Origin of the sequence: Marinobacterium rhizophilum (assembly GCF_024397915.1) — a bacterium.
GTDB classification, from domain to species: domain Bacteria; phylum Pseudomonadota; class Gammaproteobacteria; order Pseudomonadales; family Balneatricaceae; genus Marinobacterium_A; species Marinobacterium_A rhizophilum_A.
In genome coordinates this window covers 1,918,482-1,944,667 of record NZ_CP073347.1, presented here as the reverse complement: position 1 = coordinate 1,944,667, position 26,186 = coordinate 1,918,482, and the positions used below count along the sequence as shown (strand labels likewise).

Below are 26,186 nucleotides of genomic sequence, written 5' to 3'. Positions count from 1 at the left end.
TATGCGCAAAATTTTCGGCAAATGGATTGATCGGTATTTCTCTGACGAGGAAGCCCTGTTGCTGTTTGTGCTGCTGGCGGTGGGTCTGCTGGTCATCATTACCCTGGGGCAGCCGCTGGCTCCGGTCTTTGCCGGCATCGTGCTGGCGTTTCTGATGCAGGGTACGGTGGATTGGCTGGTTGCCCGCGGACTCAGGCACCTCGGTGCGGTAGTGCTGGTGTTTACCGCCTTTGTGGGCTTCTTTCTGGCGCTGTTGCTCTTTGTAATGCCGGCGGCGTGGAAGCAGCTCGTGACGCTGTTCAACGAGCTGCCACGCATGGTTTCCAATGTGCAGTCACTGCTGCTGCTGCTGCCGCAGAAGTACCCTGACTTTATCTCCGAGTCCCAGGTGCGCGACCTGATTCAGCTGGCGACAACCGAGCTGAGCCAGGCCGGGCAGTGGGTGCTGACGTTCTCGTTGAACTCGCTTGGCAACCTGGTGGCATTGCTGATTTACGTGGTGCTGGTGCCCATCCTGGTATTTTTCTTCCTGAAGGATGGTCGCAAACTGGTGGGCTGGTGGGCGTCCTTTCTGCCGGAGCGTCGCCACATGATGACCAAGATCTGGCACGAAATGGACGACCAGATCGCCAACTACATTCGTGGCAAGGCGCTGGAAATCCTGATCGTGGGGTCCGTGACCTTTGTCGTGCTGGCGTTTCTGGGGGTTAATTATGCGGCGTTGCTGGGGGTTATCGTCGGCCTGTCGGTACTGGTGCCCTATATAGGCGCTGCGCTGGTGACCCTGCCGGTGGCCCTGATCGGCTTCTTCCAGTTTGGCTGGGGAAGCGAGTTCATGTGGCTGATGGTGGCCTACGGCATCATTCAGGCGCTGGATGGCAATGTGCTGGTGCCGTTGCTGTTCTCGGAGGCCGTGAACCTGCATCCGGTGTCGATCATAGTGGCGGTGCTGGTATTTGGCAGCCTGTGGGGTTTTTGGGGCGTGTTTTTTGCCATTCCTCTGGCAACCCTGGTGAAGGCCATTCTGAATGCCTGGCCGGGGAGTCAGCTGTCGGGGCTGCCGGAAGATGGGCAGCCCCAGCCCTAGGCCGGAGGGGCCGGTGGGCGGCGCGGACTACAGCGCCTTGACGGCGTCCAGTACGGCGTCGGCATGGCCGGCCACCTTGACCTTGCGCCATTCGTGGCGCAGGGTGCCGGTCTTGTCGATCAGAAAGGTGCTGCGCTCGATACCCATGTGCTCCTTGCCGTAGAGCTTCTTTAGCTTGATAACGTCAAACAGGCCACACAGGCTTTCGTCGCTGTCACTGATCAGCTCGAACGGGAACGACTGTTTGGCCTTGAAGTTCTCGTGGGCACGCAGGCCGTCCCGCGATACACCGAAAATCTCGGTATCCAGCGCCTTGAATTCCTCATACAGGTCACGAAAGTTCTGGCCTTCGGTGGTGCAGCCGGGGGTGCTGTCCTTGGGGTAGAAATAGATCACCAGGTTGCGACCACGCAGGGCGCTGGAGTCGACCTTAACGCCGCTGGTGGCCTGGGCGCTGAAGTCCGGTACGGGCAGGTCAAGTGATACTTGGCTCATGGGGATTCCTTTTTGGGTCAAAAAACGGGTACGCTTCGGGCGTGCAAATCGTATAGAATACTGGGCCTTTCTGCGAGATCAAACCCGCCGCCGGCTAAGCCTTGGGGGGATTCTGGTCTCGTTGTACGAGTCTGGTGCGAACAGTACCATAGACCCGAATTTGTCAGATGGAGAAAGTAATGATTACTGGCAGTATTGTTGCGCTCGTTACGCCGATGCAGATCAATGGAGATGTCGACTGGGACGCTCTGGACAAGGTGGTCGATCTGCACCTGGAAAACGGCACCGATTCGATCGTGGCCGTCGGGACCAGCGGTGAGTCCGCAACCCTCGACTGTGACGAGCATTGCCAGGTGATCAAGTACATCATCAAGCGGGTTGCCGGGCGCCTGCCGGTGATTGCCGGCACCGGTGCCAACTCCACCCGCGAGGCAATCTCCCTGACGCGCCGGGCGGCAGAGCTGGGTGCCGCTGCCTGTCTGCTGGTCACTCCGTACTACAACAAGCCGACCCAGGAAGGCCTGTACCAGCATTTCAAAGCCATTGCCGAGGCCGTGGACGTACCGCAGATTCTCTACAATGTGCCGGGACGCACCGCCTGTGACATGAGCAACGATACAACCCTGCGCCTGGCCGAGATCGACAACATCATTGGGATCAAGGATGCGACCGGCGATGTCGAGCGCGCCCGTGACCTGGTTGCCCGGGCGCCCAAGGATTTCGCGATCTACTCCGGTGACGATGCGACGGCGGTCGAGCTGATTCTGGCCGGCGGCCACGGCAATATCTCGGTTACCGCCAATGTGGCACCGGCCGAGATGGCCGAGCTTTGTCGCCTGGCCCTGGCCGGCGATGCACAGGGCGCGCGCGCGATGCAGGAAAAGCTGATGCCACTGAACACTCAGCTGTTTGTCGAGTCCAACCCGATTCCGGTGAAATGGGCCCTGTACGAAATGGGGCTTATTGGTCCCGGAATTCGTCTACCGCTGACGCTGCTGGCCGAGAGCTGTCAGCCGATTGTTCGCAATGCGCTGCGCGAGAGCGGCATCATTCAGGGCTGAACCCATGATGAAGAGTCAAACGCTGACCGGTGCGCTACTGGTTGCTGCCGCCGGGCTTTCCGGCTGCAGCTACATGTCCAGCAATCCGCTATACGGTGATGATGGCCTGGTGCGCAACCGCTCCCAGGACTATGAGAGCGCCCAGGCGCAGGCCCGGCTGGAAATTCCGCCACACCTGCAGACCCGTGCGCTGAACGAGCAGCTGGTGGTACCGGTGGTGGGCGACACCGCCACGGTGCGCCAGGAAGACTTCAAGGTACCGCGGCCCGAGTTTTTCTATGCTGACACCGGTTCCGAGCGCGTCAACCTGTCGCGCCTGGGGGATGAAAAGGTCATCGTCGTTGACGAGCCTATTGCCGATGTCTGGGTCAAGCTGCAGGACTTCTGGCGCTTCAACGGTATCGAGCTGGCCAAGTCCGACCCGCGCCAGGGCCAGATGGAGTCCGGCTGGATCAGGGTCGATGGCAAGGAGTACGGCTTTGCCGATCGCTGGATCAGGAAACTGACGTTCCAGGAGACCGAAACCGACACCCGCAACAAGCTGCGCATCAGCTTGAAGCCGGACCCGGAAAACTACGCCCGGACCTCCATTCGCATTGATCACGTAGCATTTCCGTTCAGCCAGCAGGTCGATACGATCGATTGGAATGGCCAATCGACCGATGTCGGTTACAAGAGCGACATGATGTTCGACATGTTGCGTTACCTCAGCAAGGCCACGGCTGACTCCAGTGCACAGAGCTTGCTGGCGCTGCAGCAGCGCGATTCGACACGGCCGTTGCTGGGGCGTGATTCGCGCGGCAATCCGACGCTCAAGATCGAGACCTCCATCGACAAGGCCTGGAACCTGATCGACGGTGCCCTGACGGCGGCCCAGCTGGATGTGGGAACGCGGGACCAGGAAGCCGGCATTTTCTACCTGACCTACACCACCACAACGCCGGTGGATGATACCAAAAAGGCCGGCTTCTTCGAGTGGCTGCACGGTGAGCGCGATGATATCAAGCTGGATACCGCTCTGTTCGAACGCACCCTGGGCTTCGGCGATGCCGACAGCGAAAATGGCATCAGCTACAGCGCCAAGCAGACGGACCGCCTGGTGGAAGGCGAGGTCGATCAGAGTGACCTGGCCGACCCTGATAACCTGGCGAATCGTGAAGGTTACAAGATCTGGTTTGCCGGCAAGGTTATCTACGTCTTTGGTGATGATGGCAGGGACGGTGGCCTGAACCGCGAGACCGGCAACTACGAGTTTGTCGGGCGCTATCAGCTGCACATGAACCGTACGCGCAGCGGCAGCTACCTGAGTGTCGCCACGGCGGAAGGTCTCGAGGCGCCGGCACTGGTGGCAGAAGAAATTCTGTGGAGTATCAAGGATCACCTGCCTGCAGGCTGAATCCGGGTGCCTTCAGGTGCGCTCTGGGTGACGACGTCGGCCGAGTCCAGGCCGAGCCTGAGCGACGCTTGATGGCCGGTTAATAAAAAGGGGCTTCGGCCCCTTTGTCGTATCTCGAGTCTGGCAGGTGTCAGCACGCCGATGAACAAGTGCAGGGAGTCAGGTTGATGAAAAAGGCGGTATTTCTTGATCTCGAAAGCCTGGAAGATATTGACCTGGCGGCGCTTGACGCCGAGTTCGATGTCTTCGAGACCCATATGGCAACGGCGCCGGAGCAGGTCGCAGAGCGTATCCGGGATGCCGAGGTCGTACTGGTGAACAAGGTGTGCCTTGATGCCGCTGCGCTGCAGCAGGCGCCCGGGCTCAAGCTGATTTGCGTGGTGGCAACGGGTACCAATAACGTGGACCTGGTGGCGGCGCAGCAATTGGGCATTCAGGTGTCGAATTGCCGGGCCTACGGCAATGACTCCGTCATTCAGCACGTATTCTCCCTGTTACTGGCGCTCAGCACCCGCCTGCTGGATTATCACCAGGCGGTGCAGGCCGGGCGCTGGCAGCAGGCTCGCCAGTTCTGCTTTCTGGATTTCCCCATCGCCGAGCTCTCTGGTAAGACGCTGGGTATCGTCGGCTATGGCAACCTGGGGCAGGGGGTCGGACGTATTGCCCAGGCTTTCGGCATGAACCTGATGGTGGCGCAGCGCCCGGGCGGGCCCGCGGAGCCAGGACGGCTGCCGCTGGATGAGTTGCTGCCCCAGGTGGATGTGCTGACGCTGCACTGTCCGCTGACCGAACACACCCGCAATCTGCTCGATGCCAGGGCCTTCAGCCGCATGAAAAAATCCGCACTGCTGATCAACGTGGCCCGGGGCGGCATCGTCGATGAAGCGGCGCTGGCGCAAGCCCTGCGCAGCGGCGAGCTGGCCGGGGCGGCTACCGATGTGCTCAGCGTGGAGCCGCCAAGGGATGGCAACCCGTTGCTGGGCGGCGATATTCCCAACCTGATCGTGACGCCGCACAATGCCTGGGGCAGCAAGGAGGCGCGTCAGCGCATCGTTGCGCAGACGCTGGAGACGATACAGGCGTTTGGGCGTGGCGAAGCCCTGCGGGTGGTCGGTTAGCGCTAGAAGGGCACCGGTGCCTCGAAATTCACCGCTTCGCCGCTTAGCGGGTGCTGGAAGCCCAGCTGTTCTGCATGCAGCATCAGCCGAGGCGCCCGGGCGATAATCTCGGGCGGTGCGTAGAAGTTGTCGCCGAGTATGGGGTGGCCGAGCGTCTGCAGGTGCACCCGCAGCTGGTGGGAGCGACCGGTAATCGGGTGCAGCTGGATACGGCTCTGGGCGCTGCTGCCCTCCAGCAGCTGCCACTCGGTGCGCGCGGACTTGCCCTCGACGGTATCCACAATCTGCAGCGGGCGGCGTTCCCAGTCGCAGCGCAGCGGCCACGTCATTACCCCGCTGTTCTCGGTCGGGCATCCGGCCACCAGGGCCTGGTAACGCTTGCGGGTTTCACGCATCTGGAACTGACGGCTCAGCTCCCGGTGGCTGGCGGCGTTCAGTGCCAGCACCATCAACCCGGAGGTGGCGCAATCGAGGCGATGCACAATACGGGCGGTAGGAAAATCGCTCTGCACCCGGTGCCACAGGCAGTCCTGCTTGTCCGGGCCGCGGCCAGGTACCGACAGCAGGCCGGCGGGCTTGATCACCACCACCAGTTCGTCGTCGGCCCAGACCAGGCGGTAGTTCATGCTGTCAGCTCGAACAGCGCCAGCGCCTCGACGTGGGCGGTGTGCGGGAACATGTCCATGGCGCAGAAGCGTGTCAGGCGGTAGCCGGCCTGGGCCAGCTCGGCGCCGTCCCGGGCCAGCATGGCCGGGTTGCAGGACACATAGAGGATGCGTTTGGCCCGATAGCCGATCAGCTGCTGTATGGCTTCGCGGGCGCCGGTGCGCGGTGGGTCCAGCAGGATCAGGTCAAAGCCGGTGCGATACCATTTCTGGTGGCGAAAATCCTGGCTCAGGTCGTTGCGAAAGAAGGTGGCGTTTTCAATGCCATTGCGCCGGGCATTGATGCTGGCCCGTTCGGCCATGGTGTCGCTGCCCTCGACGCCGACCACCTCGGCGCAGCGCGTCGCCAGTGGCAGGGTAAAGTTTCCCAGGCCGCAGAACAGGTCCAGCACACGGTCGCCGGGCTGCGGGTCGAGCCACTCGATGGCGCGGGACACCATCTGGCGGTTGAGTTCGGGATTGACCTGCAGGAAGTCGCCCGGTGCAAACTCCAGTTCCAGCTTGAAGGCCGGCAGGGCGTAGGTCAGTGGCTGCTCGGGTGCATCGCCCGCATAGCGGGTTCCCTGGCTGTCTTCGAGGTACAGCTGCAGCTCGAACTGCCGGGCGACCGGTTGCAGGCGGGCCAGGGTATCGGCGCGCAGGGGCTTTTTGGTACGCAGGGTCAGGGCACCCAGGTGGTCGCCATACTGAACCTGGGCATGGGTAATGGATTTCAGGTCATCCAGCCCTGCGAGGGTGTCACGCAGGCCGCGGAACAGGTCCTGGGCGCGCAGATCCAGCACTTCGCACTGCTCGATCTGCAACAGCTTGTTGCTGGCGCGGCGGCGAAAACCGATCAGGGGCTCGCCATTGCGCTGCAGCTGGTTGATGCCAACGCGGGCGCTGCGCCGGTAGTGCCAGGGCAGGGAGACCAGCGGCGCTTCGGTTGCGTCGGGCACCAGGCTGCCGATGCGCCTGAGCTGATCCAGTGCCTGTTCCTGCTTGAAGTGGATCTGCTGGTCATGGCGCAGGTGTTGCAGGTCACAGCCGCCACACTGGCCATAATGCTGACAGCCGGGTTCGGCACGCTCGGGGCTGGCGCTCAGTACCTCCAGGGTCTGGGCTTGCGCGTAGCGGTTGCGGTCGGTGTCGATGCGCGCCATCACCTGCTCACCGGGCAGGGCACCGCTCACGAACACGGCCTTGCCATCGAGTCGCGCAACACCGCGGCCTTCATGGCTCAGGCCTTCAATGTCGAGAACCTGCGGGCTCTTGCTGGCACTCTTGCGGGCGGGGCCCCCAAAACGGATCGGTTTGCTGCGGCTCATGACAACTCTCGCTAGTGAATGGCGCGCATTCTAGCAGCCTAAGGCGCTGGCGAAAACGCAGCGCTGTTTATAGGCCGGCCAGTGGCAGGCAGAGTACGAGATAAATCGTCACCTCGCTCAGCTGCTGGACGGCGCCCAGGCAGTCGCCGGTGTAGCCGCCAAGCCGCCTGCGGAACAGGCGGCACAGATACAGGCGCAGCAGCGCCAGGGCCATGATGAGTACCAGAGCGCTATAGCCCGGCAGCAGGAACAGGCTGAGGAGGGCCGGCGCAGCGGCGATCAGTAGCTCGTTGCGGCTCATGCGATTGGCCAGTGGGCGCACCTTGCTCAGCTGGTCGAGCTGTACATAGGCATCGGTGTGAATCAGACTGACGGCAACGAAGCGGCTGAGGACATGGCCGACGACAAGGGCGATCAAGACATCGCCAACGGCGGCCAGGCTGGCGAACTTGAGGCCCAGCACCAGTATTAGCCCCAGAGCGCCGTAGGTGCCGAGCCTGGAGTCTTTCATGATGTGCAGAGTCTGCTCCGGCGTCCAGCCGCCGCCAAAGCCGTCACAGACATCGGCCAGGCCATCTTCGTGAAAGCCGCCGGTGAGGAGCAAGGTGCAGCCGGTGCTGAGCAATACGGCGATGAGGGCGGGGAACAGAAGCGTGAAAAAGCCGTACAGGCCAGCGGCAACAAGTCCGACCAGCAGGCCGACCAGCGGGAAGTAGCGACTGGCGTGATTCAACTGCTCATCGCCGAACTCGACCCAGGCCGGTGCCGGAATGCGGGTGAAAAACGTCAGGGCATTAAAAAAAAGCTGTAGTTGCCGGGTCAAAGCGTTCATTCGGTCTCGCATTCAGGCGTGCGCTTGGGTATATATGACGCGGCCACACTCTAGAGCAAAAGAGGCATCAGATCCATGAGCAGTCAGGAACATCCATTCGCGACCTATGTGCGCATTCTCGGCAAGGGCAAGAAGGGCTCGCGCTCCCTGACCACTGAGGAAGCCCGTGATGCCATGGGCATGATTCTCGATGGCCAGGTCAGGCCCGAACAGCTGGGGGCCTTTCTGATGCTGCTGCGGGTCAAGGAAGAGGCGCCGGAAGAGCTGTGCGGTTTTGTCAGTGCGGTGCGGGCGCGACTGCAGGCGCCGCAGGATTTGCAGGTCGATCTGGACTGGTCCAGCTATGCCGGCAAAAAGCGGCGCCTGCCCTGGTTCCTGCTGGCGGCGCTGGCGCTGGCGCAGTCCGGGGTGCGGGTGTTCATGCACGGTGCCCGCGGTCATATGCCGGGCCGGCTCTATACCCAGGACATGCTCGACCTGTTCGGCCTGCCATCCTGTCACGACTGGTCCGCGGTGGACGGGCAGCTGGCGGCGCGCAACTTTGCCTTTATGTCCATCGATGAACTGGCGCCGCAGCTGGGCGAGATTATCCAGTTGCGCTCGATCCTGGGGCTGCGCTCGCCGGTACATACGTTGTGCCGGTTACTTAATCCACTGGGGGCGGAGCACGTCATTGACGGTGTTTTCCATCCGCCTTATGGTCCCATGCACCAGAAAACCAGCATGCTGCTGGGCATGCGCAACAGCGTAACGGTCAAGGGGGATGGCGGCGAAGCGGAGCTAAAGCCTGATTCGGAAAGCGAGTTGCAGTGGATCCTGGATGGCGAGATGCAAACGCAGCAGTGGCCCAGGCTGCTGGCTCAGCGCGTTGTGCGCGATGAAACACTGCAGCCCTCGGAGTTGCTGCAACTGTGGCGTGGCGAGCTGGAGCACGAGTACGGCGAGGGCGCGGTGATTAATACGCTGGCGGCGGTGCTCAGGTTGCTTGGGCGCGTATCCGAGCCCGAGGAGGCGGTGCGCCAGGCGCGTACACTCTGGTCGGCGCGCGTCAAAGATGCGTACTAGAAACCCAATTAATCGTGTAAAAAATATACAGCTGATGCTATTTGTGGATAATGGCTGTAAATATTTCAACCAACTGTTGCTGAATCATGCCCCATAGAATCCTGCAGAATCGACGTGCTTTTATCAAAACCCTGGCCGGTGCGGCGGCTGGGCTGGCCGGGTCCGGCGCCATAGGTGCACCGCTGATCAAGAACCCCGGGCTGGAACGCAAGCTCACCCTGAACAACATGCACACCGGCGAGAAAATGACCGCGGTGTACTGGGCTGATGGTCACTACATGCCCCAGGTGCTGCAGGAGGTGGATCATCTGCTGCGCGATCACCGTACCGGCAGCTCGATCCAGATGGACCGCCAGCTGTTTGATCTGCTCTACCTGCTGCAGCGGGATATCGGTCTGCACAAGGAATTCCAGGTGATATCCGGTTACCGTTCCCCGGAAACCAACGAGAAGCTGCGCAAGCAAGGTCAGGGTGTTGCCAAGAAAAGCTACCACATGCAGGGCAAGGCCATTGATATTCGTGTGCCGGGCGTTGCGCTGCGGGATGTACAGCGCATGGCGCTGAAAATGAAAGCCGGGGGTGTGGGCTTTTATTCGCGCAGCAACTTTCTGCATGTGGATGTCGGGCCCGTACGTCACTGGGGCTGAGTGCTGACATAGCTGTACCGCGGTTTCTGCAAATAGCCGCCTTCCTGCACGGGAAGGCGGCTTTTTCGTTTGGGTGGTTAAAGTGACGGCGGTGGAGTCTCAGTCCTTGCGCAGTCGATCCGAGATGGCGATGGGCGAGGGAAAGTTGAAAATCACCAGGTAGCTGGAGAACAGGAAGGTAAGGATGGTGGTGGCCTGGATCACATGGGAGGCTTCCTGGCCGATCAGGGTGGCGCTGGTGGCCAGGTAGGCGATCAGCAGGGAAAACTCGCTGATCTGGCCGAGGCGAAAGCCGATCTCCCAGGCCAGTTTCCTGCTTTCGCTGATGCGAAACAGCAGGAAACGAAACACTACCGGTTTGAGTGCCAGCACCAGAGCGGTCATGACCAGGGAGGGCAGCAGAATGACGTTCACCAGCGCCAGGTTGAAGCTGGCGCCGATGGAGAAGAAAAACAGGATCAGAAAGAAGTCGCGCAGTGGTTTCAGGCTGGTGGCGATGTACTGGGATATCGGGCTGGTGGCCAGGGTGACACCGGCGACAAAGGCGCCCATTTCGGCCGATAGGCCGATGGCCTGGGCCAGTTCCGCCATGCCCAGGCACCAGCCGAGTGCCAGCAGAAAGATGTACTCGTGAAAGCGGTCGAAGCTTTGCAGCAGTCGTAACAGGACGTAGCGCACGAACAGGAAAGCGCCTGCCGTCATCAATGGCAGTGCCGCCAGGGTTTTCAGGAACGCCTGAATGCCGTTCTGGCTATCGTCGCTGCCACTGTAGAGCAGCAGCAGCACCAGGATCGCAATAACGTCCTGTAGCAGCAGCAGGCCAACGACCAGCTCGCCGGTGTGGCGATGGTGCAGTACCGTGGTGGGTAGCAGCTTGATGCCGATAATGGTGCTGGAGAACATCAGTGCCGCGCCAATAATCAGGGCTTCGGTTTGGCTGAACCCGAACGCGAGGCTGGCGCCGTAGCCGGTAGCCATGAAGATCAGTGAGCTGGCGATGGCCACAAGGGTCGCTTTTTTCAGCATGTGCAGCAGGTGGCTCGGCTGCATGTCGAGCCCCAGCAGGAACAGCAGAAAGATGATGCCGATATGGGAAATGTCCGCCAGCAGGCGGGTGTCGGAGATCAAGCTGAGGCCATAGGGGCCCAGCAGGGCGCCGAGTACGATATAGGCCACCAGCAGGGGCTGGCGCGTGTATAGAGCTGCGGTGGCGAGAATCGCAGCGCCGGTGAAAATCAGGAAAAATGAGAATACGAGACTCTGTTCCGCCATAAAGAGAGGGTTCCTGTGATACTGCGCGCAGCTTGTGCCCAGTGTATCAAACTAACCGAGCTTGATGTCGGCCCAGTGGCGCCGTCGCCAGATGCCGATAAAAACCAGCGACGACAGGCTGCGGTGCGCCAGCTGTACCAGCCAGATACCGGTCAGTCCGAAGCCCAGGTGAGGGCCGAACAGCCAGGCCAGTGGCAGATAGAACAGCCATTGCCCGCCGACGGATACCAGCATGACGAGTCGATGTGCGCCGGCGCCCAGAAGTGCCTGGGTCAGCACCAGGCTGGCGGCATCCAGGCAGATGGCAAGGCCGGTGATCTGCAGTGGCAGCCGCGCCTGCTCCACCAGCAGCGGGTCGGTCATGAACAGGGCGAGGATATGGTCGGGGACGAGCCACATGGGCAGGCTCAGCAGGCAGATGATGACCAGCGCCGTCTTGATGACATCCCAGCCCCATTGCTGCGCCTCCATGGGCTGATTGCGCCCCAGGGCGTGGCTGACCAGGGAGGTGGAGGCCATGCCCAGTCCCACACCGGGCAGGATCAGGAACAGTGCCAGGTTGATAAGAATATGGGCGATGGCCTGTTCCTGGGTGCCAATCTGTCCGATGATCCAGAACAGTACGGCGATGGCGACGGCGAAGAGCAACTGCTGCAGGGAATGGGGAATCGACAGCCGCAACACGGTCGCGAGCGCACGGCGATCCCGCTTGGCGCGCAGAAAACCGTGTTTTCTGGCATCGCGCCAGACCAGTCCCGCGTTCAGCAGGCAGCCGGCGCAAAGCGCAATGCTGGTGCCAAGGCCCGCGCCCGCGGCACCGAGCGTCGGCAGCCCAAGGGCACCGAATATCAGGCCATAGCTCAGCACGACATTGGTCAGGTGCATGATCAGCAACAGGCGCAGATGCACCATGGGTCTGTAGGTGCCGTTCCACCAGCCGCGCAGGGAGAAATTAATGCCCACGGCGCTCATGGCGAGGATGCGGTAATCGAAGTAGTCGTTGGCGATGGTCAGCACCGCGGAGTCACCGCTCATCAGGCTTAGCAGGCTGTCGGAGAACGCGGCAAACAGCAGGCTCAGGGGCAGGGCGATAGCCAGTGCCAGTATGATGCCGGCATTGACCGGGCGGGCCATTTCCGCGCGCCGGCCTTCGCCATGGCGCCGTGCCACCAGAGACTGCACTGCCGACGAGAGCCCGATCACGCAGCTGATGGCGATAAAGTTGGCATAACCGGCGATGCCGACACCCGCCAGCGCCGTGTCGCCAAGGCGCCCGACCATGGCGGCGTCCACCAGGTTCAACAGGCTTTGAGACAGCATGCCGCCAATTATGGGCAGGCCCAGTGTCAGTATGGTGCGCACACGTTGCGGTTGGCTCATTGGGCTTGGGATGCGGGCTGCTGCAGGTGGTAAAAAATGAGGCGGCAATTCTAGCAGAATTATCGAGGCTGTGGGGCAGGCAGCTAATAGCCGATCAATTTACTCGGAATTAGATAGCGTGTATCCTTCGAGCTATCAGACCTGTCAGCTTGCGACGTTAGGAGTCCAGTAATTCCCATGAATATCACGGTTACCGAAAGTGCTGAAAAATACCTGGCTGACCTGCTGTCCAAACAGGACGCAGAAGGCATCTCCGTACGCATGTTCGTGACGCAGCCGGGCACGCCCTATGCCGAAACCTGCCTGGCGTACTGCCGTCCCGATGAGGTGATTGCAGACGACGAGCTGCTGGAACTGACGCTCATTCGTTTCTACCTCGAGCGCAACAGCCTGCCGTACCTTGAGGAAGCGATGATCGACTTCGCCGAAGATCGCATGGGTGGCCAGCTGACCATCAAGGCGCCCAACGCCAAGGTGCCCAAGGTTTCCGCGGATAGCCCGATGGAAGAACAGATCAATTACATACTGTACGCCGACATCAACCCGGGGCTGGCCAGCCACGGTGGTGAGGTCAAGCTGGTACAGCTGGTGGAAGAGGAAAACGGTCACATTGCCGTGCTCAAGTTCGGTGGCGGTTGCCAGGGTTGCAGTGCCGTGGACATGACCCTCAAGGACGGCGTGGAAAAAACCCTGCTTGAGCGTGTACCGGGCCTGATCGCCGTGCGCGATGAAACCGATCACAGCAACACCGAAAAAGCTTACTACAAGTAAGCCGTTATCCAGAACGGGGTCCTGCATGCAGGACCCCGTTCTTGTTTCTGCGCCGTTGTTCTGCTCCGCGGGTACTGCTATAACACAGAGATCCCCGTTGTGCTGTGGTGCAGCAAGTGGGGTTGATACGGCTATCCTGTCGGCTCGATTGTCGCGGCAAGCCTCCTGATCGGGCGACAGCGGTTTTTTTCAGTTTATCGCTTGTATTTCCATGCTCCAGCCCCATTGATTGGTATTACCATTATTTCCAAGGTTCTCGCATTCGTCAGCGCTAGGGGCGGGTGCTCTGCAAAGAGGCATCATCCACATGGATCAGATTGAAGCAAAAGAGGATGCTGTAGCCATCGAGCTTCCGGTATTGCCACTGCGCGACGTAGTTGTCTATCCGCATATGGTCATTCCCCTGTTTGTTGGTCGTGAAAAATCGATTCTGGCCCTTGAAGCGGCCATGAACAGCAACAAGGAAATACTGCTGGTCGCGCAGAAGAATGCGTCCGATGACGAGCCGGTGGCCGAGGGCCTGTTTGCGGTCGGTACCGTGGCGTCCGTGCTGCAAATGCTCAAGTTGCCGGATGGCACCATCAAGGTGCTGGTGGAGGGTGATTACCGCGCCAACATTGAAAGCTTCCATCAAACTGACGACAGCTTTACCGCAAGGGTGTCGGTACTGAAGGTGGAAGAGGCCGATCCGGCCGAATCCGAGATTTACAAGCGCACGGCGCTGGACCAGTTCGAGCGCTTTATCCAGGTCAACAAGAAAATTCCGTCCGAGGTGCTGACGTCGCTGCAGAATATCGATGATATCGGCCGTCTGGCAGATACCATTGCGGCGCACATGTCCCTCAAGCTGGACGAAAAACAGCACATTCTTGAAATGCTCGATAACCACAAGCGTCTCGAACATCTGATGGCGCTGATGGAGTCCGAGATTGACCTGGTTGAGGTTGAAAAGCGCATCCGTGGCCGCGTCAAGAAACAGATGGAAAAGAGCCAGCGCGAGTACTACCTGAACGAGCAGATGAAGGCCATTCAGAAGGAACTCGGCGATCTGGATGAGTCCGGCACGAACGACATGGACGAGCTCAAGCGTCGCATTGACGGCGCGGGCATGGCCAAGGAGGCGTATGACAAGACGCTGGGCGAGTACAACAAGCTCAAGATGATGTCGCCCATGTCTGCCGAGGCAACCGTAGTACGCGGTTACATCGACTGGATGCTGCAGATTCCCTGGGCCAAGCGCTCCAAGGTGCGCCATGACATGAAGCGGGCCGAGAAAATCCTCAATGAGGACCACTACGGCCTGGCCGAAGTGAAGGACCGCATTCTTGAGTATCTGGCCGTGCAGAAGCGCGTGCGCAAGCTCAAGGGCCCCATTCTGTGCCTGGTGGGCCCTCCGGGTGTCGGCAAGACCTCGCTGGGGCGCTCTATCGCCCGTGCAACCAATCGCGAGTACGTGCGAATGGCGCTCGGTGGTGTGCGCGACGAGGCCGAGATTCGCGGTCACCGCCGCACCTATATTGGCTCGATGCCGGGCAAGCTGATTCAGAAAATGTGCAAGGTGGGCGTTAAGAACCCGCTGTTCCTGCTGGATGAAGTCGACAAGATGGGCATGGATCAGCGCGGCGATCCGGCGTCCGCCTTGCTGGAGGTGCTTGACCCCGAACAGAACAGCACCTTTAACGACCATTACCTCGAAGTGGATTTTGACCTGTCCGATGTGATGTTCGTGTGTACCTCCAACTCCATGAACATTCCGGGACCGCTGCTGGACCGCATGGAAATCATCCGTATTCCGGGTTACACCGAGGATGAAAAGCTCAACATCGCGCGTAAGTACCTGGTCACCAAGCAGCTGTCGCAAAATGGGCTCAAGGCATCGGAAATTGAGATCAGCGATGAAGCCATCAAGCACCTGATTCGCTACTACACCCGCGAAGCCGGTGTGCGTGGTCTGGAGCGCGAGATTGCCAAGATCTGCCGCAAGCTGGTCAAGGAGCTGTCCCTGGGGCAGTTCAAGGGCGAGAAGCGGGTCATTGGTGGTGAAGAGCTGGAGCACTACAGCGGTGTGCGCCGGCACAGCTTTGGTATTGCCGAAGAAGAGGATCAGGTGGGTCATGTAACCGGCCTGGCCTGGACGCAGGTGGGGGGCGAAATCCTGAACCTGGAGGCGGCTGTTGTGGCCGGCAAGGGGCGTCAGGTGACCACGGGCAGCCTGGGGGACGTGATGAAGGAGTCCATCCAGGCCGCGCTGACCGTGGTGAGAAGTCGCGCCGAAAGTCTGGGTATAGCGGCGGATTTCCACGAAAAGAGCGATATTCACATCCATGTTCCGGAAGGCGCCACGCCCAAGGACGGCCCCAGTGCGGGCGTTGGCATGTGTACTGCGCTGGTGTCGGTACTGACCGGCATTCCGGTGCGGGCGGACGTTGCCATGACCGGTGAAATTACGCTGCGCGGGCAGGTGCTGCCGATCGGCGGGCTCAAGGAAAAACTGCTGGCGGCACACCGTGGCGGCATCCGCACGGTGATCATTCCGCAGGAAAATGAGCGTGATTTGAAGGAAATTCCCGATAATATTAAGGCGGATCTGGAAATAAAACCCGTCAAATGGATTGACGACGTGCTGGATATTGCACTCAAATACCAGCCCAAGCCAAGGGAAAGTGAACTGAAGGAGCCTGTGGCTTCGGATAAAAAAACGGTGAAGGATGAGTCTGGGCAGATAAAGACTCATTAATAGGCAACATCGGCAGAAACCGCGTGGCGTCTGCTTGACAGCCGTTTCTGCCAGTTGGTATAAAGTGCCTGATCGTCTTGCTGGGCATGGACTACGGTACACAAGAACATAACGAATTGGATTCAAGGGGAACATCGTGAATAAGTCTGAACTGATTGATGCTATTGCAGCTTCTGCTGACATTCCGAAAGCAGCGGCTGGCCGTGCACTGGACTCTGCTCTGGAAAGCATCTCTGGCGCTCTGCAAAAAGGTGACTCTGTTGCCCTGGTAGGATTTGGTACCTTCGGTGTCAAAGAGCGCGCAGCGCGTACTGGCCGTAACCCGCAAACCGGTCAGCCGATCGAAATTGCAGCGGCAACCCTGCCGACTTTCAAGCCGGGGAAGGCTCTGAAAGACGCGGTGAACAAGTAAGAATCTGATCGTGAAGCGCGCTTCGACACTGGCATGCGGCCCGCAGGGGCCGAGCGAGTTGTCGAGGGTGCGCCCGAAGGTGGCTTGGGGAATAGCTGACCCACTTTCTGCAGCCTGGACACTGAAGCAGTAAAGCGTTTATTGATTACTGTTTCCTGGCTAAAAATTAGGCGACAAATATTGTTACCTGTGTAGCCAAAGTATTTTTAGCGGTGTGAGTATGCATTATTTGAACCTCCGCCGTGCGTAGTCAGCGTTTGAATGATTGAATATCAGTTGATCGGTTTTTGTACTACGTTGAAATGGATCGGCAGTTGGTTTTTTTCATTTCAGGATACACAGGGGAGCAATCGATTGTTTTTTGATCAGGCGTTGGTCCGGGTTGGGTACAAAAATACCAAGATGCGTTTTTGTACCATCTAATACAAGAAAGCGTATTCGGTTGAATGCGCTTTTTTTTTAATCTCGTACATTTGAATTTTTGGATTCAGCATGTTGCAGTCCATCAGGGATAACTCCCAAAGTATCGTTGCAAAAGTTATTGTCGGTCTGATTGTGGTGACCTTCGCCCTGTTCGGTGTGGAGTCGCTGGTGAGCCTGACAACGGGTACCCAGGCGCCGGCGACCGTCAACGGCGAGGAGATCGGCGAGCAGGAGCTGTTTCGCGCTGTCGAGCTGCAGCGGCGTCAGTTGCTGGCTCAGATGGGGGCGAATGCCGACCCCGCCGCGCTGGATGACAACCTGATCCGCGCCATGGTGCTGGACCGTCTGGTGGATGATGCGGTGCTGGTACAGTCGGCCCGCGAGCAGGGCATGGCGATTTCGCCGCAGATGCTCGATCAGATGATTGTCGGCACCGGCGACTTCCAGCTCGATGGCACCTTCGACCGTGATCAGTTCGAGGCGGTGTTGCGCAATGTCGGGCTGACGCCGCTGACCTATCGCGATTACCTGCGCCGTGAAACCCTGATCGAGCAGGAAAGATCCGGTTATCAGCTGTCTGCGTTCGTGACCGACGGCCAGCTGAAGCAGCTGCTGGCGCTGGATCGCCAGACGCGCGACATGGCGTGGTTCGAGCTGCCGGACGCACCTGTCAGGGCGCAGATCGACGTGACTGAGGCTGATATTGCCGCGCGCTACGATGCCCAGCGTGAGCTCTACCAGACCGAAGAGCAGGTCAGTATCCGTTATCTGCTGCTCGACAAGGCCAGTCTGCTGGGGGATATCGAGGTCACTGATGCCGAGCTGCAGGGACAGTATCAGCAGGTGCTGGCCGGGTTCAGCTCCGATGAGGAGCGCGAAGCGGCGCATATCCTGATCGAGATCACCGATGAGCAGGATGCCGCAGCGGCCGAGGCCAGGGCACAGGCGCTGAAAAAACAGCTGGACGAGGGGGCGGACTTTGCAACCCTGGCACGGGAAAACTCCGATGATCCGGGTTCCGCTGCCAGTGGTGGTGATTTGGGGATGAACGCCCGGGGCATGTTCGTCGGGCCTTTCGAGGACGCACTCTTTGCACTGAGTGGCGAAGGCGAGGTGTCGGCGCCGGTGCGCACCGAGTTCGGTTACCACCTGATCAAACTTGGCAAAGTCGTGCAGACCGAGGCGCCGTCCTTTGACGAGATGCAGGCTGAACTGCGCGAGCAGATTCTGGCTCAGAAAGGCGAGAGCCGTTATGTCGAGCAGTTGGAACGCCTGGCGGACGTCACTTTCTCATCCGGCAACCTGGAGGAGCCCGCCGCAGAGCTGCAGCTGGAAATTCAGACCAGCGAGCCCTTCGGCCGCAGTGGTGGCAGTGATGAGATCAGTGCGCATCCCCGGGTGCTGGCGGCGGCGTTTTCGCCTGAGCTGATCAACGATGGCGTGAACAGTGCGCCCATCGAGCTGGATACCGGTCGCAGTGTCGTGATCCGGGTGCAGGAGCATCTGCGCCCGCGTCAGCAGACGCAGGATGAGGTGGCTGACAGCATTCGCCAGGACCTGCTGGACGAGAAGACAGCGGCACGCCTGGACGAGCTGGCCGAAGGCCTGCTGGCGCAACTCAGGCAGGGCGCGGATATGGCCGCGTTGGCCGCTGAGCAGGATCAGTCGTTGATCGAGCTTGCCGATGTCAGCCGTGCCAGCCAGGATCTGGCCACCGAAGTTCGTGCCGAGCTGTTCCGCATGCCGCAACCCACTTCCGGTGGCGCCACCAGTTACGCTGCGGTGGAATTGAATGTCGGCGGCCGGGCGATCGTCGCACTGCGAGCGGTGAATACGCCGGATCTGGATGAGGCGGTGTCTGCGGACGAGTTCAAGGCCATGCGCGGTTACCTCGCAGGGCGTCAGGGGCAGCAGGACTACCAGGATCTGGTGCGCACCCTCAAGGGCGCGGCGGAGATTGAAATGAACTGAGCCTGGCGTCTGGCTGATTCAGCCACCAGATAGAAAAGCCACCGGGGTCTAGCGCTGCGGTGGCTTTTTGCTGTGTGGGCTAGCGAAAGGCGGCCTTGAGCAGCTGGCGGGTGTAGTCCTGGGCGGGTGCCTCGAAAATCTGCGCGGCCGCGCCCTGTTCGACGACCCGGCCCTGCTGCATGACCAGCAGCTGGTGGCTCAGGGCCCGGACTACGGCCAGGTCGTGGCTGATAAAAATGTAGCTCAGGCGGTGACGCCGTTGCAGTTCGCGCAGCAGGTCCACGATCTGTTTCTGTACCGTGCGATCGAGTGCCGAGGTGGGCTCGTCCAGGATAATCAGCTTGGGTTTCAATACCAGGGCGCGGGCAATGGCGATGCGCTGGCGCTGGCCGCCGGAAAACTCGTGGGGGTAGCGGTGTCGGCTCGACGGGTCCAGCCCCACTTCCTGCAGCACGTCGATAATCAGCTGCTCCCGTGCTGCGGGGCTGTCACCGATACCGTGAATCTCCAAACCTTCGCTGATGATATCGCTGACGGGCATGCGCGGGCTCAGACTGCCGTACGGGTCCTGGAAGACCACCTGTAGCTGGCGTCGCAACGGCTTGATGTGTTTTTGTGGCAAGTCGCTGATGGTCTGGCCCTCGAAGCGGATGTCGCCTTCGCTGCGAATCAGGCGCAGGATAGCAAGGCCCAGGGTGGTCTTGCCGCTGCCGGACTCGCCGACAACGCCCAGGGTCTGGCCACGGGGCAGCCGCAACGATACACCGTCCACCGCCTTGATGTGTTCTGACGCACGCTTGAACAGGCCTTTCTTGATCGCAAACCAGATACGCAGGTTGTCCGTCGCAACGATGTCCTCGGGTGTTGCAGGGGGCTCTGCGGGCACCCCCGAGGGCTCGGCATCCAGCAGGCGGCGGGTGTAGGCATGTTGCGGTTCGGCAAAGAGCGCCGGCGTACTGGCCTGTTCGACGATTTCGCCCTGGTACATTACACAGACCTGGTGTGCATGGCGTCGTACGATATTAAGGTCGTGGGTGATCAGCAGGATGGCCATGCCAAGCTGCTGCTGCAGCCGTGCCAGCAGTTCCAGAATCTGTTCCTGGATGGTGACGTCCAGTGCCGTGGTGGGTTCATCGGCGATCAGCAGCTCGGGTTCGTTGGCCAGAGCCATGGCGATCATGACACGCTGGCGCTGTCCGCCGGACAGCTCGTGGGGGTAGCTGCCAAGGCGTGAAGCGGGGTTTGGCAGGCCGACCAGGGTCAGCAGTTCAAGGATGCGCTGTCGTGCCTGCATGCCGCTAAGGCCCTTGTGCAGCAGCAAAGTTTCGCCAATCTGCTTTTCCAGCGTGTGCAGCGGGTTCAGCGACGTCATGGGCTCCTGAAAGATGACCCCGATACGGTCGCCGCGAATCTGTCGCAGCCGCGGCTCGTCGGCCTGCAGCAGGTCCTCTCCCAGGTACTCAATTTTGCCGCCGGGATGGCTCGCCCGGGGGTAGGGCAGCAGGCGCAGCATGGACAGCGCGGTGACGGACTTGCCGGAGCCTGATTCGCCCACCAGCGCCAGGGTCTTGCCGCGGGGAATGTTAAAGCTGACATTGCGCACGGCATCAATGGTCTGGCCATCCTGCTCGAAGCGTACCGACAGATCGCTGATGGCAACCAGCGTTTCGCTCATGCCTGGGATCTCCTGTGGGCGGGTGGGGAAGAGCACTGTCGGCAGGCCGCGGGACTTGTCACAGCTTGAGTTTCCTTGCATCGAAGGCGTCGCGCACGGCTTCGCCGATAAAGATCAGCAGTGTCAGCATGATGGCCAGCGCGAAGAAGGCCGTGATGCCAAGCCAGGGGGCGTGCAGGTTGGACTTGCCCTGGGCGACCAGCTCGCCCAGGGAGGGGGAGCCGGGCGGCAGGCCAAAACCCAGGAAGTCCAGCGCGGTCAGCGTGACCAGCGAGCCGTTGAAGATAAAGGGCATAAAGGTCAGGGTGGCGACCATGGCATTGGGCAGAATGTGGCGGAACATGATCAGGCGGTTGCCCAGGCCCAGCGCGCGGGCCGCCCGCACATACTCCAGGTTGCGTCCGCGCAGGAACTCCGCCCGCACCACATCCACCAGGTTCATCCAGGAAAACAGCAGCATGATGCCCAGTAGCCACCAGAAGTTGGGCTGCACCAGGCTCGACAGGATGATCAGCAGGAACAGCACCGGCAAGCCAGACCAGATCTCGATAAAACGCTGGAACAGCAGGTCGACCTTGCCGCCGTAGTAACCCTGGATGGCGCCGGCAACGACACCGACCACCGAGCTTGCCAGGGTCAGTACCAGGGCAAAGAGTACCGAGATACGGAAGCCGTAGATGACCCGTGCCAGCACATCGCGCCCCTGGTCGTCGGTGCCGAGCCAGTTGTCCTGGCTTGGGGCCGAGGGCGCGGGCACCGACAGGTCGTAATTGATGGTGTCATAGCTGTAGCGTATCGCCGGCCAGAGTATCCAGCCTTGCCCCTGGTTGTGAATCAGGTCCTGAATGTAGGGGTCCTTGAAGTCGGCCAGGGTCTCAAACTCGCCGCCGAAGCGGGTTTCGCTGTAGTCCTGCACCACCGGCCAGTACAGGTCCCCCTGAAACCTGACCGCCAGGGGTCTGTCATTGGCGATCAGTTCGGCAAAGAGGCTGGCGAAGAACAGCACGCCGAACAGCCACAGCGACCAGTAGCCGCGCCTGTTGGCGCGAAAGTTGTCGAGCCTGCGGCGATTGATTGGATTGAGTCGCATCATCCCTCTCTGCTCTCGAAATCGATCCGCGGGTCGACGATCACATAGGTGATATCGCTGATCAGCTTCAGTACCAGGCCAATAAGCGTAAAGATATACAGAGTGCCGAAGATCACCGGGTAATCACGGTTGATCACCGCCTCGTAGCCCAGCAGGCCCAGGCCATCGAGGGAGAAAATCACCTCAATCAGCATCGAACCGGTAAAAAAGATGCCAATCAGCGCGGCGGGCATGCCGGCGATAATCAGCAGCATGGCGTTGCGAAAGACATGGCCGTACAGCACCTGGTTTTCGTTCAGGCCCTTGGCCCTGGCGGTGAGGACATATTGTTTGCCGATCTCGTCCAGAAAGGAATTCTTGGTGAGCATGGTCAGGGTGGCAAAGCTGCTGATCACCGAGGCCAGCACCGGCAGGGCGATATGCCAGAAATAGTCGCCGACCTTGCCAAGCAGCGACAGCTCCGCGAAATTCGATGAGGTCAGGCCGCGCAGCGGGAACCAGTTGAAGTAGGTGCCGCCGGCGAAGACCACGATCAGCAGGATGGCAAACAGAAAGTTGGGAATGGCATAGCCGACAATAATGGCACTGCTGCTCCAGACGTCGAAAGGGGTGCCGTCACGCACCGCCTTCTTGATGCCAAGTGGCACCGATATCAGGTAGGTCAGCAGGGTCGTCCAGAGCCCGAGCGAGATGGATACCGGCATCTTTTCAACGATGAGCTGGGTAACCGGCTTGTCGCTGTAAAAGCTGCGGCCAAAGTCAAACACCAGGTAGTTCTTGAGCATTTGCCAGAAGCGTTCGTGGGCCGGCTTGTCAAAGCCATAAAGCTTTTCAATCTGGGCCACCAGGGCCGGGTCCATGCCCTGGGCACCGCGGTAGCTGCCCTCGCCGTTGCTGCTTTGAATGATGTCGCTCTGAACCGCGCTGCCGATGCGCCCGGTGGCCTCGACACTGAGGCCTTCGAGTTGCGCCAGGGTCTGCTCCACAGGTCCCCCCGGGGCGGCCTGGATAATGATGAAGTTGATGGTCAGAATGCCCAGCAGCGTTGGAATAATCAGCAGCAGGCGGCGCAGTATGTAGGCACCCATCAGTTTGCCGAGGCCGTGCTGCCAGGCTCCAGGGACCACCAGGTATCAAGCCCCAGGCTGTAGGTCGGACGCACCGCGGGCATGCCGAAGCGGTTCCAGTAGGCGATGCGGTAGGTGGCAATATGGAATTGCGGGATGACATAGTGGTTCCACTGCAGCACCCGGTCCAGGGCGCGGGCGGCCGTAACCAGGCTGGCGCGATCCGGTGCCGCGATCAGTGTATCCACCAGGCTGTCGATGGCCGGGTTCTTGATGCCAACCAGGTTGCGCGTGCCGGGCATGTCGGCCAGTTCCGAGTGCCAGAAATCACGCTGCTCGTTGCCGGGCGAGCTGGACTGCGGGAAGGAGCCGACCACCATGTCGAAGTCGAAACTGCGTAGCCGGTTGATGTACTGGGACACATCGATAATGCGGATGTCCACGTCCACACCCATGCGCTCGAGGTTGCGGATCATGGGGGCAATCACGCGTTCGAACTCCTTTTGCACCAGCAGGATTTCGAAGCGAAAGGGATCGCCGGTCTGGCTGTTCACCAGCTTGTTGTCGCGGTATTCCCAGCCGGCGCTTTGCAGCAGGCGCATGCCCTGGCGGAGTTCACCACGGATATTGCCGTCACCAGCGGTGGTCGGCGCCCGGTAGACCCGGGTGAAGACCTCGGGGGGAACCTGGTCGCGCAGCGGCTCCAGCAGGGCGAGTTCTGCAGGTGTTGGCAGCCCGGTGGCGGCCATTTCCGAATTGGAGAAAAAACTGTGGGTGCGGGTGTAGGCGTTGTAGAAAATGTTGCGGTTGGTCCATTCGAAATCAAACGCATAGCCCAGGGCTTCACGCACCCGCGGGTCGGCGAACTTGTCGCGCCTTGTATTGAAGATGAAGGCCTGCATGCCGGTGGGGTTGCCGTTGGCCAGTTCCTGTTTCCGGATGCGGCCATCCTCGAAGGCTGGGCCTGTATAACCGGTGGCCCACTCCTTGGAAGATGTCTCGAGGCGGAAGTCGTACTCGCCGGCCTTGAAGGCCTCCAGTGCCACGGTGGCGTCACGGTAGTAGTCGAACTGCATCTTGTCGAAGTTATCATGGCCACGCTTGACGGGCAGGTCCGCCGCCCAGTAGTCGTTGCGCAGGCTGTAGGTGACCGAGCGACCGGCCTCGAAGCTGTCGATACGGTAGGGACCGGAGCCGACCGGTATGTCGAGGCTGGGGCTGTCGAAGCTGCGGTCCTGCCAGTAGTGTCTGGGCAGAATGCTGGCCTGGCCCACAATCAGTGGCAACTCGCGGTTGGTCTCACCCTTGAAGTGGAAAGTCACGGTGAGGGGGTCGGGTGCTTCAATGCGGTCAATGCCGGCGTAGTAGGCGCCGTAGAACGGACTGCCTTTGCTGCGCAGAATGTCGAAGGTGAAGATGACATCCTCGGCGGTGACCGGCGCGCCGTCGCTGAAACGGGCATTGTCGCGCAGCTTGAAGGTTACCCAGCGGCGGTCCTCCGGCAGGGTGACGGATTCCGCCAGCAGGCCGTACTGGGAAAAGGGCTCGTCCGCGGTCTGGTCCATCAGGCTGTCGTACATCAGGCTGGTGCCGGCCGCCACGCTGCCCTTGATGATAAAGCCGTTGAAGCTGTCGAAGGTGCCCATGTCCCACTGTTTCAGGGTACCGCCCTTGGGGGCATCCGGATTGACATAGTCATAATGGCTGAAGCCGGCCGGGTATTTCAGATCCCCGTGCATGGCCATGCCATGGCTGGGATGGTTGTCGGCGAACAGGTGGCTGCTGGCAAACAGGCAGGCATTGAGTATTACTGCGCCGAGCAATCGCGTGTGCAAATGTGTCCTGGTCATAGTGCTCCGTCACCTCTGCAAGAATATGACTTGTTATATCAGTCACTTGTCGCTTATGGAACCGTGGATGGGGCTAGAATCGTGCTATCTGACCGGGGACGAGCAGATTTATTCCCCTGGGTTGTGAAAAGTCTGGTGCCAGGCGTTGAAGGGGGGAGCGTGCGTCGACAGCCAGGCTGTGGATGTAAAAACGCCCCGGTGCCGTCTCCATGGCTGGAGTGGCGCCGGGGCGTGCGGGCAAGGCTCGGTTTTGAAAGCCTGGAATCAGCTGTCGGTCGCGTTGACGAACAGGGTGAGCTTCTGGCCGGGCTGCAGGTAGCGTCCCTTGTTCAGCCCGTTCCAGCGCTTGAGGTCCGCGACGCTGACGCTGAAGCGGCTGGCAATAAGGGACAGCGAGTCGCCACTGCGCACGCTGTAGCCCACCTTGCGCAGGGTTTCGCGCTGAGCACTGCTGGCCAGGCTGCTGTCACGCCAGAGCGTCAGTTGCTGGCCGGCCTTGAGCGTGCTTCTGGGCGTCATCTTGTTCCAGCTGGCCAGGTCGCTGACGGACACCTTGTGGCTGCGGGCGATCTTCCAGAAACTGTCACCGGCGCGGACCTTGTAACTGAGCTTTTCTCGCGTGCCGGCGGCGCCGTCCTGCGCCACAGTGGCGGCGAGGCTGGTATTGGCTGGCCCCGGGATCAGCAGGGTCTTGCCGGCGGTAATGCGGTTGCTTTTGAGCTTGTTGGCGCTGCGAATGGCGGCCGTGCTGATATTGAAGCGGGCAGCAATGGCCGACAGGGAATCGCCCCGCTGGATGCGGTAACGGTTCCAGCGTACGCGCTGCTCGGCGGGCAGGCTGGCGAGTTTGTTCTCAAACTGCATTGCGCTGTCGATGGGTACCAGCAGGCGGTGGGGGCCTTCGGGGTCGGTGGCCCAGCGACTGAAGCCGGGGTTCAGCAGGGCCATCTCCTCACTGCTGGTATCGGCCATCTTGGCGGCCTGGGCCAGGTCAATCTGGCCCTGGGTTTCGATGATCGCAAAGTAGGGCTCGACAGCCAGGGCCCTGAGGCTGACGCCGTAGTCGGCCGGCGCTTTTACCAGGCTGGCAATGGCCAGCAGCTTGGGTACATAGGCTTCGGTTTCGCTGGGCAGGTCCAGGGACCAGAAGTCGGTGGCCAGGCCTTTTTTGGTGTTTTTGCGAATGGCCTTGGATACGGTGCCACCACCCGCGTTGTAGGCGGCCAGGGCCAGCAGCCAGTCGCCATCAAAACGCTTGTTGAGCTGCTCGAGGTACGTCAGGGCGGCGTCGGTGGAGGCAACGATGTCGCGTCGGCCGTCGTACCACCAGGTTTTGCGCAGGCCGAAGTGCTTGGCGGTACCGGGGATGAACTGCCAGGGCCCGGCGGCGCGGCTGGGCGAGTAGGCGAAGGGGTCGTAGGCGCTTTCAACCACCGGCAGCAGGGCGAGTTCGGCGGGCAGGCCGCGCTCAATGATCTGCTGCAATATGTAGTGGTAGTAGCGTTCGGCGCGATCGGTGACACGATCCAGGTAGTCCTGGTGCTTGCTGTAATAGCGGATCTGGGACGCGACGCGGGGGTTGTCGGACTCGAGGTTCAGCTCGAAGTGGTTGCGGCTCAATTGCCAGAGGTCTTCAGGGGGAGCTGTCGTGTTCGCTCGGGCTTTGCGGCCAATGCTGTCACGACTGCCGGTCGCTCGGGTCTCCCAGGGGCTGGCGTGGGTGCCAGCCTGATTGCCGGGCAACCTGAGTGCATCAGCGCTGCTGTCGGGGTTCTGCGTCAGGGCGCTACTACAGCCGGACAGCAGGAGTCCTGCAGCTGTGATGGAAATCCAGTTGCGTGTAAGGGTCATGGGCCAAAAATCTG

21 protein-coding genes are annotated in these 26,186 nt (G+C 60.6%); 10 read left to right on the top strand and 11 right to left on the bottom strand.

Annotated features, from left to right (window positions below):
* Position 1: 1 nt before the first annotated feature.
* Entirely contained in the window at positions 2–1,087 is a 1,086-nt protein-coding gene (locus KDW95_RS08690) for an AI-2E family transporter (RefSeq protein WP_255855885.1), read from the top strand.
* 27 nt (positions 1,088–1,114) lie between these two features.
* On the opposite strand, the gene KDW95_RS08685 is transcribed toward KDW95_RS08690, so the two are convergent.
* A complete protein-coding gene (locus KDW95_RS08685) occupies positions 1,115–1,582 on the bottom strand; it encodes a peroxiredoxin (RefSeq protein ID WP_255855884.1) in 468 nt (155 codons plus the stop codon).
* Between the two features lie 179 nt (positions 1,583–1,761).
* Here KDW95_RS08685 and dapA point away from each other — a divergent pair, with 179 nt between their 5' ends.
* From dapA to KDW95_RS08670, 3 genes are all read left to right on the top strand, one after another.
* Positions 1,762–2,643 carry a 4-hydroxy-tetrahydrodipicolinate synthase gene (gene dapA, locus KDW95_RS08680; RefSeq protein ID WP_255855883.1) on the top strand — a complete coding sequence of 294 codons (882 nt, stop codon included), beginning with the start codon at positions 1,762–1,764 and terminating at the stop codon, positions 2,641–2,643.
* Positions 2,644–2,647: 4 nt separating this feature from the next.
* The gene (gene bamC / locus KDW95_RS08675; RefSeq protein WP_255855882.1) at positions 2,648–4,039 is read left to right on the top strand and encodes an outer membrane protein assembly factor BamC; all 1,392 of its coding nucleotides are present in this window, start codon (positions 2,648–2,650) and stop codon (positions 4,037–4,039) included.
* 167 nt (positions 4,040–4,206) lie between these two features.
* Positions 4,207–5,157, top strand: coding sequence for a 2-hydroxyacid dehydrogenase (locus KDW95_RS08670; RefSeq protein ID WP_255855881.1), 951 nt, complete (start codon positions 4,207–4,209; stop codon positions 5,155–5,157).
* A 2-nt stretch (positions 5,158–5,159) separates the two neighbouring features.
* On the opposite strand, the gene KDW95_RS08665 is transcribed toward KDW95_RS08670, so the two are convergent.
* The 3 genes from KDW95_RS08665 to KDW95_RS08655 form a co-directional block, all read right to left on the bottom strand.
* Positions 5,160–5,783, bottom strand: coding sequence for a pseudouridine synthase (locus KDW95_RS08665; RefSeq protein ID WP_255855880.1), 624 nt, complete (start codon positions 5,781–5,783; stop codon positions 5,160–5,162).
* Entirely contained in the window at positions 5,780–7,129 is a 1,350-nt protein-coding gene (gene rlmD, locus KDW95_RS08660; RefSeq protein WP_255855879.1) for a 23S rRNA (uracil(1939)-C(5))-methyltransferase RlmD, read from the bottom strand. The genes KDW95_RS08665 and rlmD overlap by 4 nt, the downstream gene beginning before the upstream one ends.
* A 67-nt stretch (positions 7,130–7,196) precedes the next feature.
* On the bottom strand, positions 7,197–7,961 hold the full coding sequence (locus KDW95_RS08655) for an adenosylcobinamide-GDP ribazoletransferase (RefSeq protein ID WP_255855878.1): 765 nt from the start codon (positions 7,959–7,961) through the stop codon (positions 7,197–7,199).
* A 75-nt stretch (positions 7,962–8,036) separates the two neighbouring features.
* On the opposite strand from KDW95_RS08655, the gene KDW95_RS08650 reads away from it, so the two are divergent.
* Both KDW95_RS08650 and KDW95_RS08645 read left to right on the top strand, forming a co-directional pair.
* A complete protein-coding gene (locus KDW95_RS08650) occupies positions 8,037–9,026 on the top strand; it encodes a glycosyl transferase family protein (RefSeq protein ID WP_255855877.1) in 990 nt (329 codons plus the stop codon).
* 86 nt (positions 9,027–9,112) lie between these two features.
* Complete coding sequence (locus tag KDW95_RS08645) at positions 9,113–9,673, top strand: DUF882 domain-containing protein (protein ID WP_255855876.1); 561 nt, start codon at positions 9,113–9,115, stop codon at positions 9,671–9,673.
* A 99-nt stretch (positions 9,674–9,772) separates the two neighbouring features.
* Here KDW95_RS08645 and KDW95_RS08640 read toward each other — a convergent pair whose 3' ends face one another.
* Complete coding sequence (locus KDW95_RS08640) at positions 9,773–10,945, bottom strand: cation:proton antiporter domain-containing protein (protein ID WP_255855875.1); 1,173 nt, start codon at positions 10,943–10,945, stop codon at positions 9,773–9,775.
* Positions 10,946–10,996: 51 nt separating this feature from the next.
* Complete coding sequence (locus tag KDW95_RS08635) at positions 10,997–12,325, bottom strand: MATE family efflux transporter (RefSeq protein ID WP_255855874.1); 1,329 nt, start codon at positions 12,323–12,325, stop codon at positions 10,997–10,999.
* Positions 12,326–12,502: 177 nt separating this feature from the next.
* Between KDW95_RS08635 and nfuA the strand changes: the two genes are divergently transcribed.
* The 4 genes from nfuA to KDW95_RS08615 all read left to right on the top strand — a co-directional run bounded on the left by nfuA (position 12,503) and on the right by KDW95_RS08615 (position 18,639).
* On the top strand, positions 12,503–13,096 hold the full coding sequence (nfuA, locus tag KDW95_RS08630) for a Fe-S biogenesis protein NfuA (RefSeq protein ID WP_255855873.1): 594 nt from the start codon (positions 12,503–12,505) through the stop codon (positions 13,094–13,096).
* A 307-nt stretch (positions 13,097–13,403) separates the two neighbouring features.
* The gene (gene lon, locus KDW95_RS08625; protein ID WP_255855872.1) at positions 13,404–15,833 is read left to right on the top strand and encodes an endopeptidase La; all 2,430 of its coding nucleotides are present in this window, start codon (positions 13,404–13,406) and stop codon (positions 15,831–15,833) included.
* Positions 15,834–15,969: 136 nt separating this feature from the next.
* The gene (locus KDW95_RS08620) at positions 15,970–16,245 is read left to right on the top strand and encodes an HU family DNA-binding protein (protein WP_020679779.1); all 276 of its coding nucleotides are present in this window, start codon (positions 15,970–15,972) and stop codon (positions 16,243–16,245) included.
* Between the two features lie 492 nt (positions 16,246–16,737).
* On the top strand, positions 16,738–18,639 hold the full coding sequence (locus KDW95_RS08615; RefSeq protein WP_255855871.1) for a SurA N-terminal domain-containing protein: 1,902 nt from the start codon (positions 16,738–16,740) through the stop codon (positions 18,637–18,639).
* 79 nt (positions 18,640–18,718) lie between these two features.
* On the opposite strand, the gene KDW95_RS08610 is transcribed toward KDW95_RS08615, so the two are convergent.
* The 5 genes from KDW95_RS08610 to KDW95_RS08590 form a co-directional block, all read right to left on the bottom strand.
* On the bottom strand, positions 18,719–20,314 hold the full coding sequence (locus KDW95_RS08610) for an ABC transporter ATP-binding protein (protein ID WP_255855870.1): 1,596 nt from the start codon (positions 20,312–20,314) through the stop codon (positions 18,719–18,721).
* 58 nt (positions 20,315–20,372) lie between these two features.
* Positions 20,373–21,404 (bottom strand): ABC transporter permease, encoded by a 1,032-nt coding sequence (locus KDW95_RS08605; protein ID WP_255856486.1) that lies wholly within the window; start codon positions 21,402–21,404, stop codon positions 20,373–20,375.
* A complete protein-coding gene (locus tag KDW95_RS08600) occupies positions 21,404–22,492 on the bottom strand; it encodes a microcin C ABC transporter permease YejB (protein WP_255855869.1) in 1,089 nt (362 codons plus the stop codon). The genes KDW95_RS08605 and KDW95_RS08600 overlap by 1 nt, the downstream gene beginning before the upstream one ends.
* Positions 22,492–24,321 (bottom strand): extracellular solute-binding protein, encoded by a 1,830-nt coding sequence (locus KDW95_RS08595; RefSeq protein ID WP_255855868.1) that lies wholly within the window; start codon positions 24,319–24,321, stop codon positions 22,492–22,494. The genes KDW95_RS08600 and KDW95_RS08595 overlap by 1 nt, the downstream gene beginning before the upstream one ends.
* Positions 24,322–24,585: 264 nt before the next feature.
* Positions 24,586–26,172: a lytic transglycosylase gene (locus KDW95_RS08590; RefSeq protein WP_255855867.1), complete on the bottom strand. Its 1,587-nt coding sequence runs from the start codon at positions 26,170–26,172 to the stop codon at positions 24,586–24,588.
* Positions 26,173–26,186 lie beyond the last annotated feature (14 nt).

Excerpts from the sequence above, each read along its gene's own strand:
- KDW95_RS08615 (WP_255855871.1), top strand. The coding sequence starts at position 16,738 with ATGTTGCAGTCCATCAGGGATAACTCCCAAAGTATCGTTGCAAAAGTT.
- KDW95_RS08635 (WP_255855874.1), bottom strand. The coding sequence starts at position 12,325 with ATGAGCCAACCGCAACGTGTGCGCACCATACTGACACTGGGCCTGCCC.
- KDW95_RS08690 (WP_255855885.1), top strand. The coding sequence starts at position 2 with ATGCGCAAAATTTTCGGCAAATGGATTGATCGGTATTTCTCTGACGAG.
- KDW95_RS08590 (WP_255855867.1), bottom strand. The coding sequence starts at position 26,172 with ATGACCCTTACACGCAACTGGATTTCCATCACAGCTGCAGGACTCCTG.
- dapA (WP_255855883.1), top strand. The coding sequence starts at position 1,762 with ATGATTACTGGCAGTATTGTTGCGCTCGTTACGCCGATGCAGATCAAT.
- bamC (WP_255855882.1), top strand. The coding sequence starts at position 2,648 with ATGATGAAGAGTCAAACGCTGACCGGTGCGCTACTGGTTGCTGCCGCC.
- KDW95_RS08670 (WP_255855881.1), top strand. The coding sequence starts at position 4,207 with ATGAAAAAGGCGGTATTTCTTGATCTCGAAAGCCTGGAAGATATTGAC.
- KDW95_RS08645 (WP_255855876.1), top strand. The coding sequence starts at position 9,113 with ATGCCCCATAGAATCCTGCAGAATCGACGTGCTTTTATCAAAACCCTG.
- KDW95_RS08640 (WP_255855875.1), bottom strand. The coding sequence starts at position 10,945 with ATGGCGGAACAGAGTCTCGTATTCTCATTTTTCCTGATTTTCACCGGC.
- KDW95_RS08605 (WP_255856486.1), bottom strand. The coding sequence starts at position 21,404 with ATGCGACTCAATCCAATCAATCGCCGCAGGCTCGACAACTTTCGCGCC.
- KDW95_RS08665 (WP_255855880.1), bottom strand. The coding sequence starts at position 5,783 with ATGAACTACCGCCTGGTCTGGGCCGACGACGAACTGGTGGTGGTGATC.
- KDW95_RS08610 (WP_255855870.1), bottom strand. The coding sequence starts at position 20,314 with ATGAGCGAAACGCTGGTTGCCATCAGCGATCTGTCGGTACGCTTCGAG.
- rlmD (WP_255855879.1), bottom strand. The coding sequence starts at position 7,129 with ATGAGCCGCAGCAAACCGATCCGTTTTGGGGGCCCCGCCCGCAAGAGT.
- nfuA (WP_255855873.1), top strand. The coding sequence starts at position 12,503 with ATGAATATCACGGTTACCGAAAGTGCTGAAAAATACCTGGCTGACCTG.
- KDW95_RS08595 (WP_255855868.1), bottom strand. The coding sequence starts at position 24,321 with ATGACCAGGACACATTTGCACACGCGATTGCTCGGCGCAGTAATACTC.
- KDW95_RS08650 (WP_255855877.1), top strand. The coding sequence starts at position 8,037 with ATGAGCAGTCAGGAACATCCATTCGCGACCTATGTGCGCATTCTCGGC.
- KDW95_RS08600 (WP_255855869.1), bottom strand. The coding sequence starts at position 22,492 with ATGGGTGCCTACATACTGCGCCGCCTGCTGCTGATTATTCCAACGCTG.
- lon (WP_255855872.1), top strand. The coding sequence starts at position 13,404 with ATGGATCAGATTGAAGCAAAAGAGGATGCTGTAGCCATCGAGCTTCCG.
- KDW95_RS08655 (WP_255855878.1), bottom strand. The coding sequence starts at position 7,961 with ATGAACGCTTTGACCCGGCAACTACAGCTTTTTTTTAATGCCCTGACG.
- KDW95_RS08685 (WP_255855884.1), bottom strand. The coding sequence starts at position 1,582 with ATGAGCCAAGTATCACTTGACCTGCCCGTACCGGACTTCAGCGCCCAG.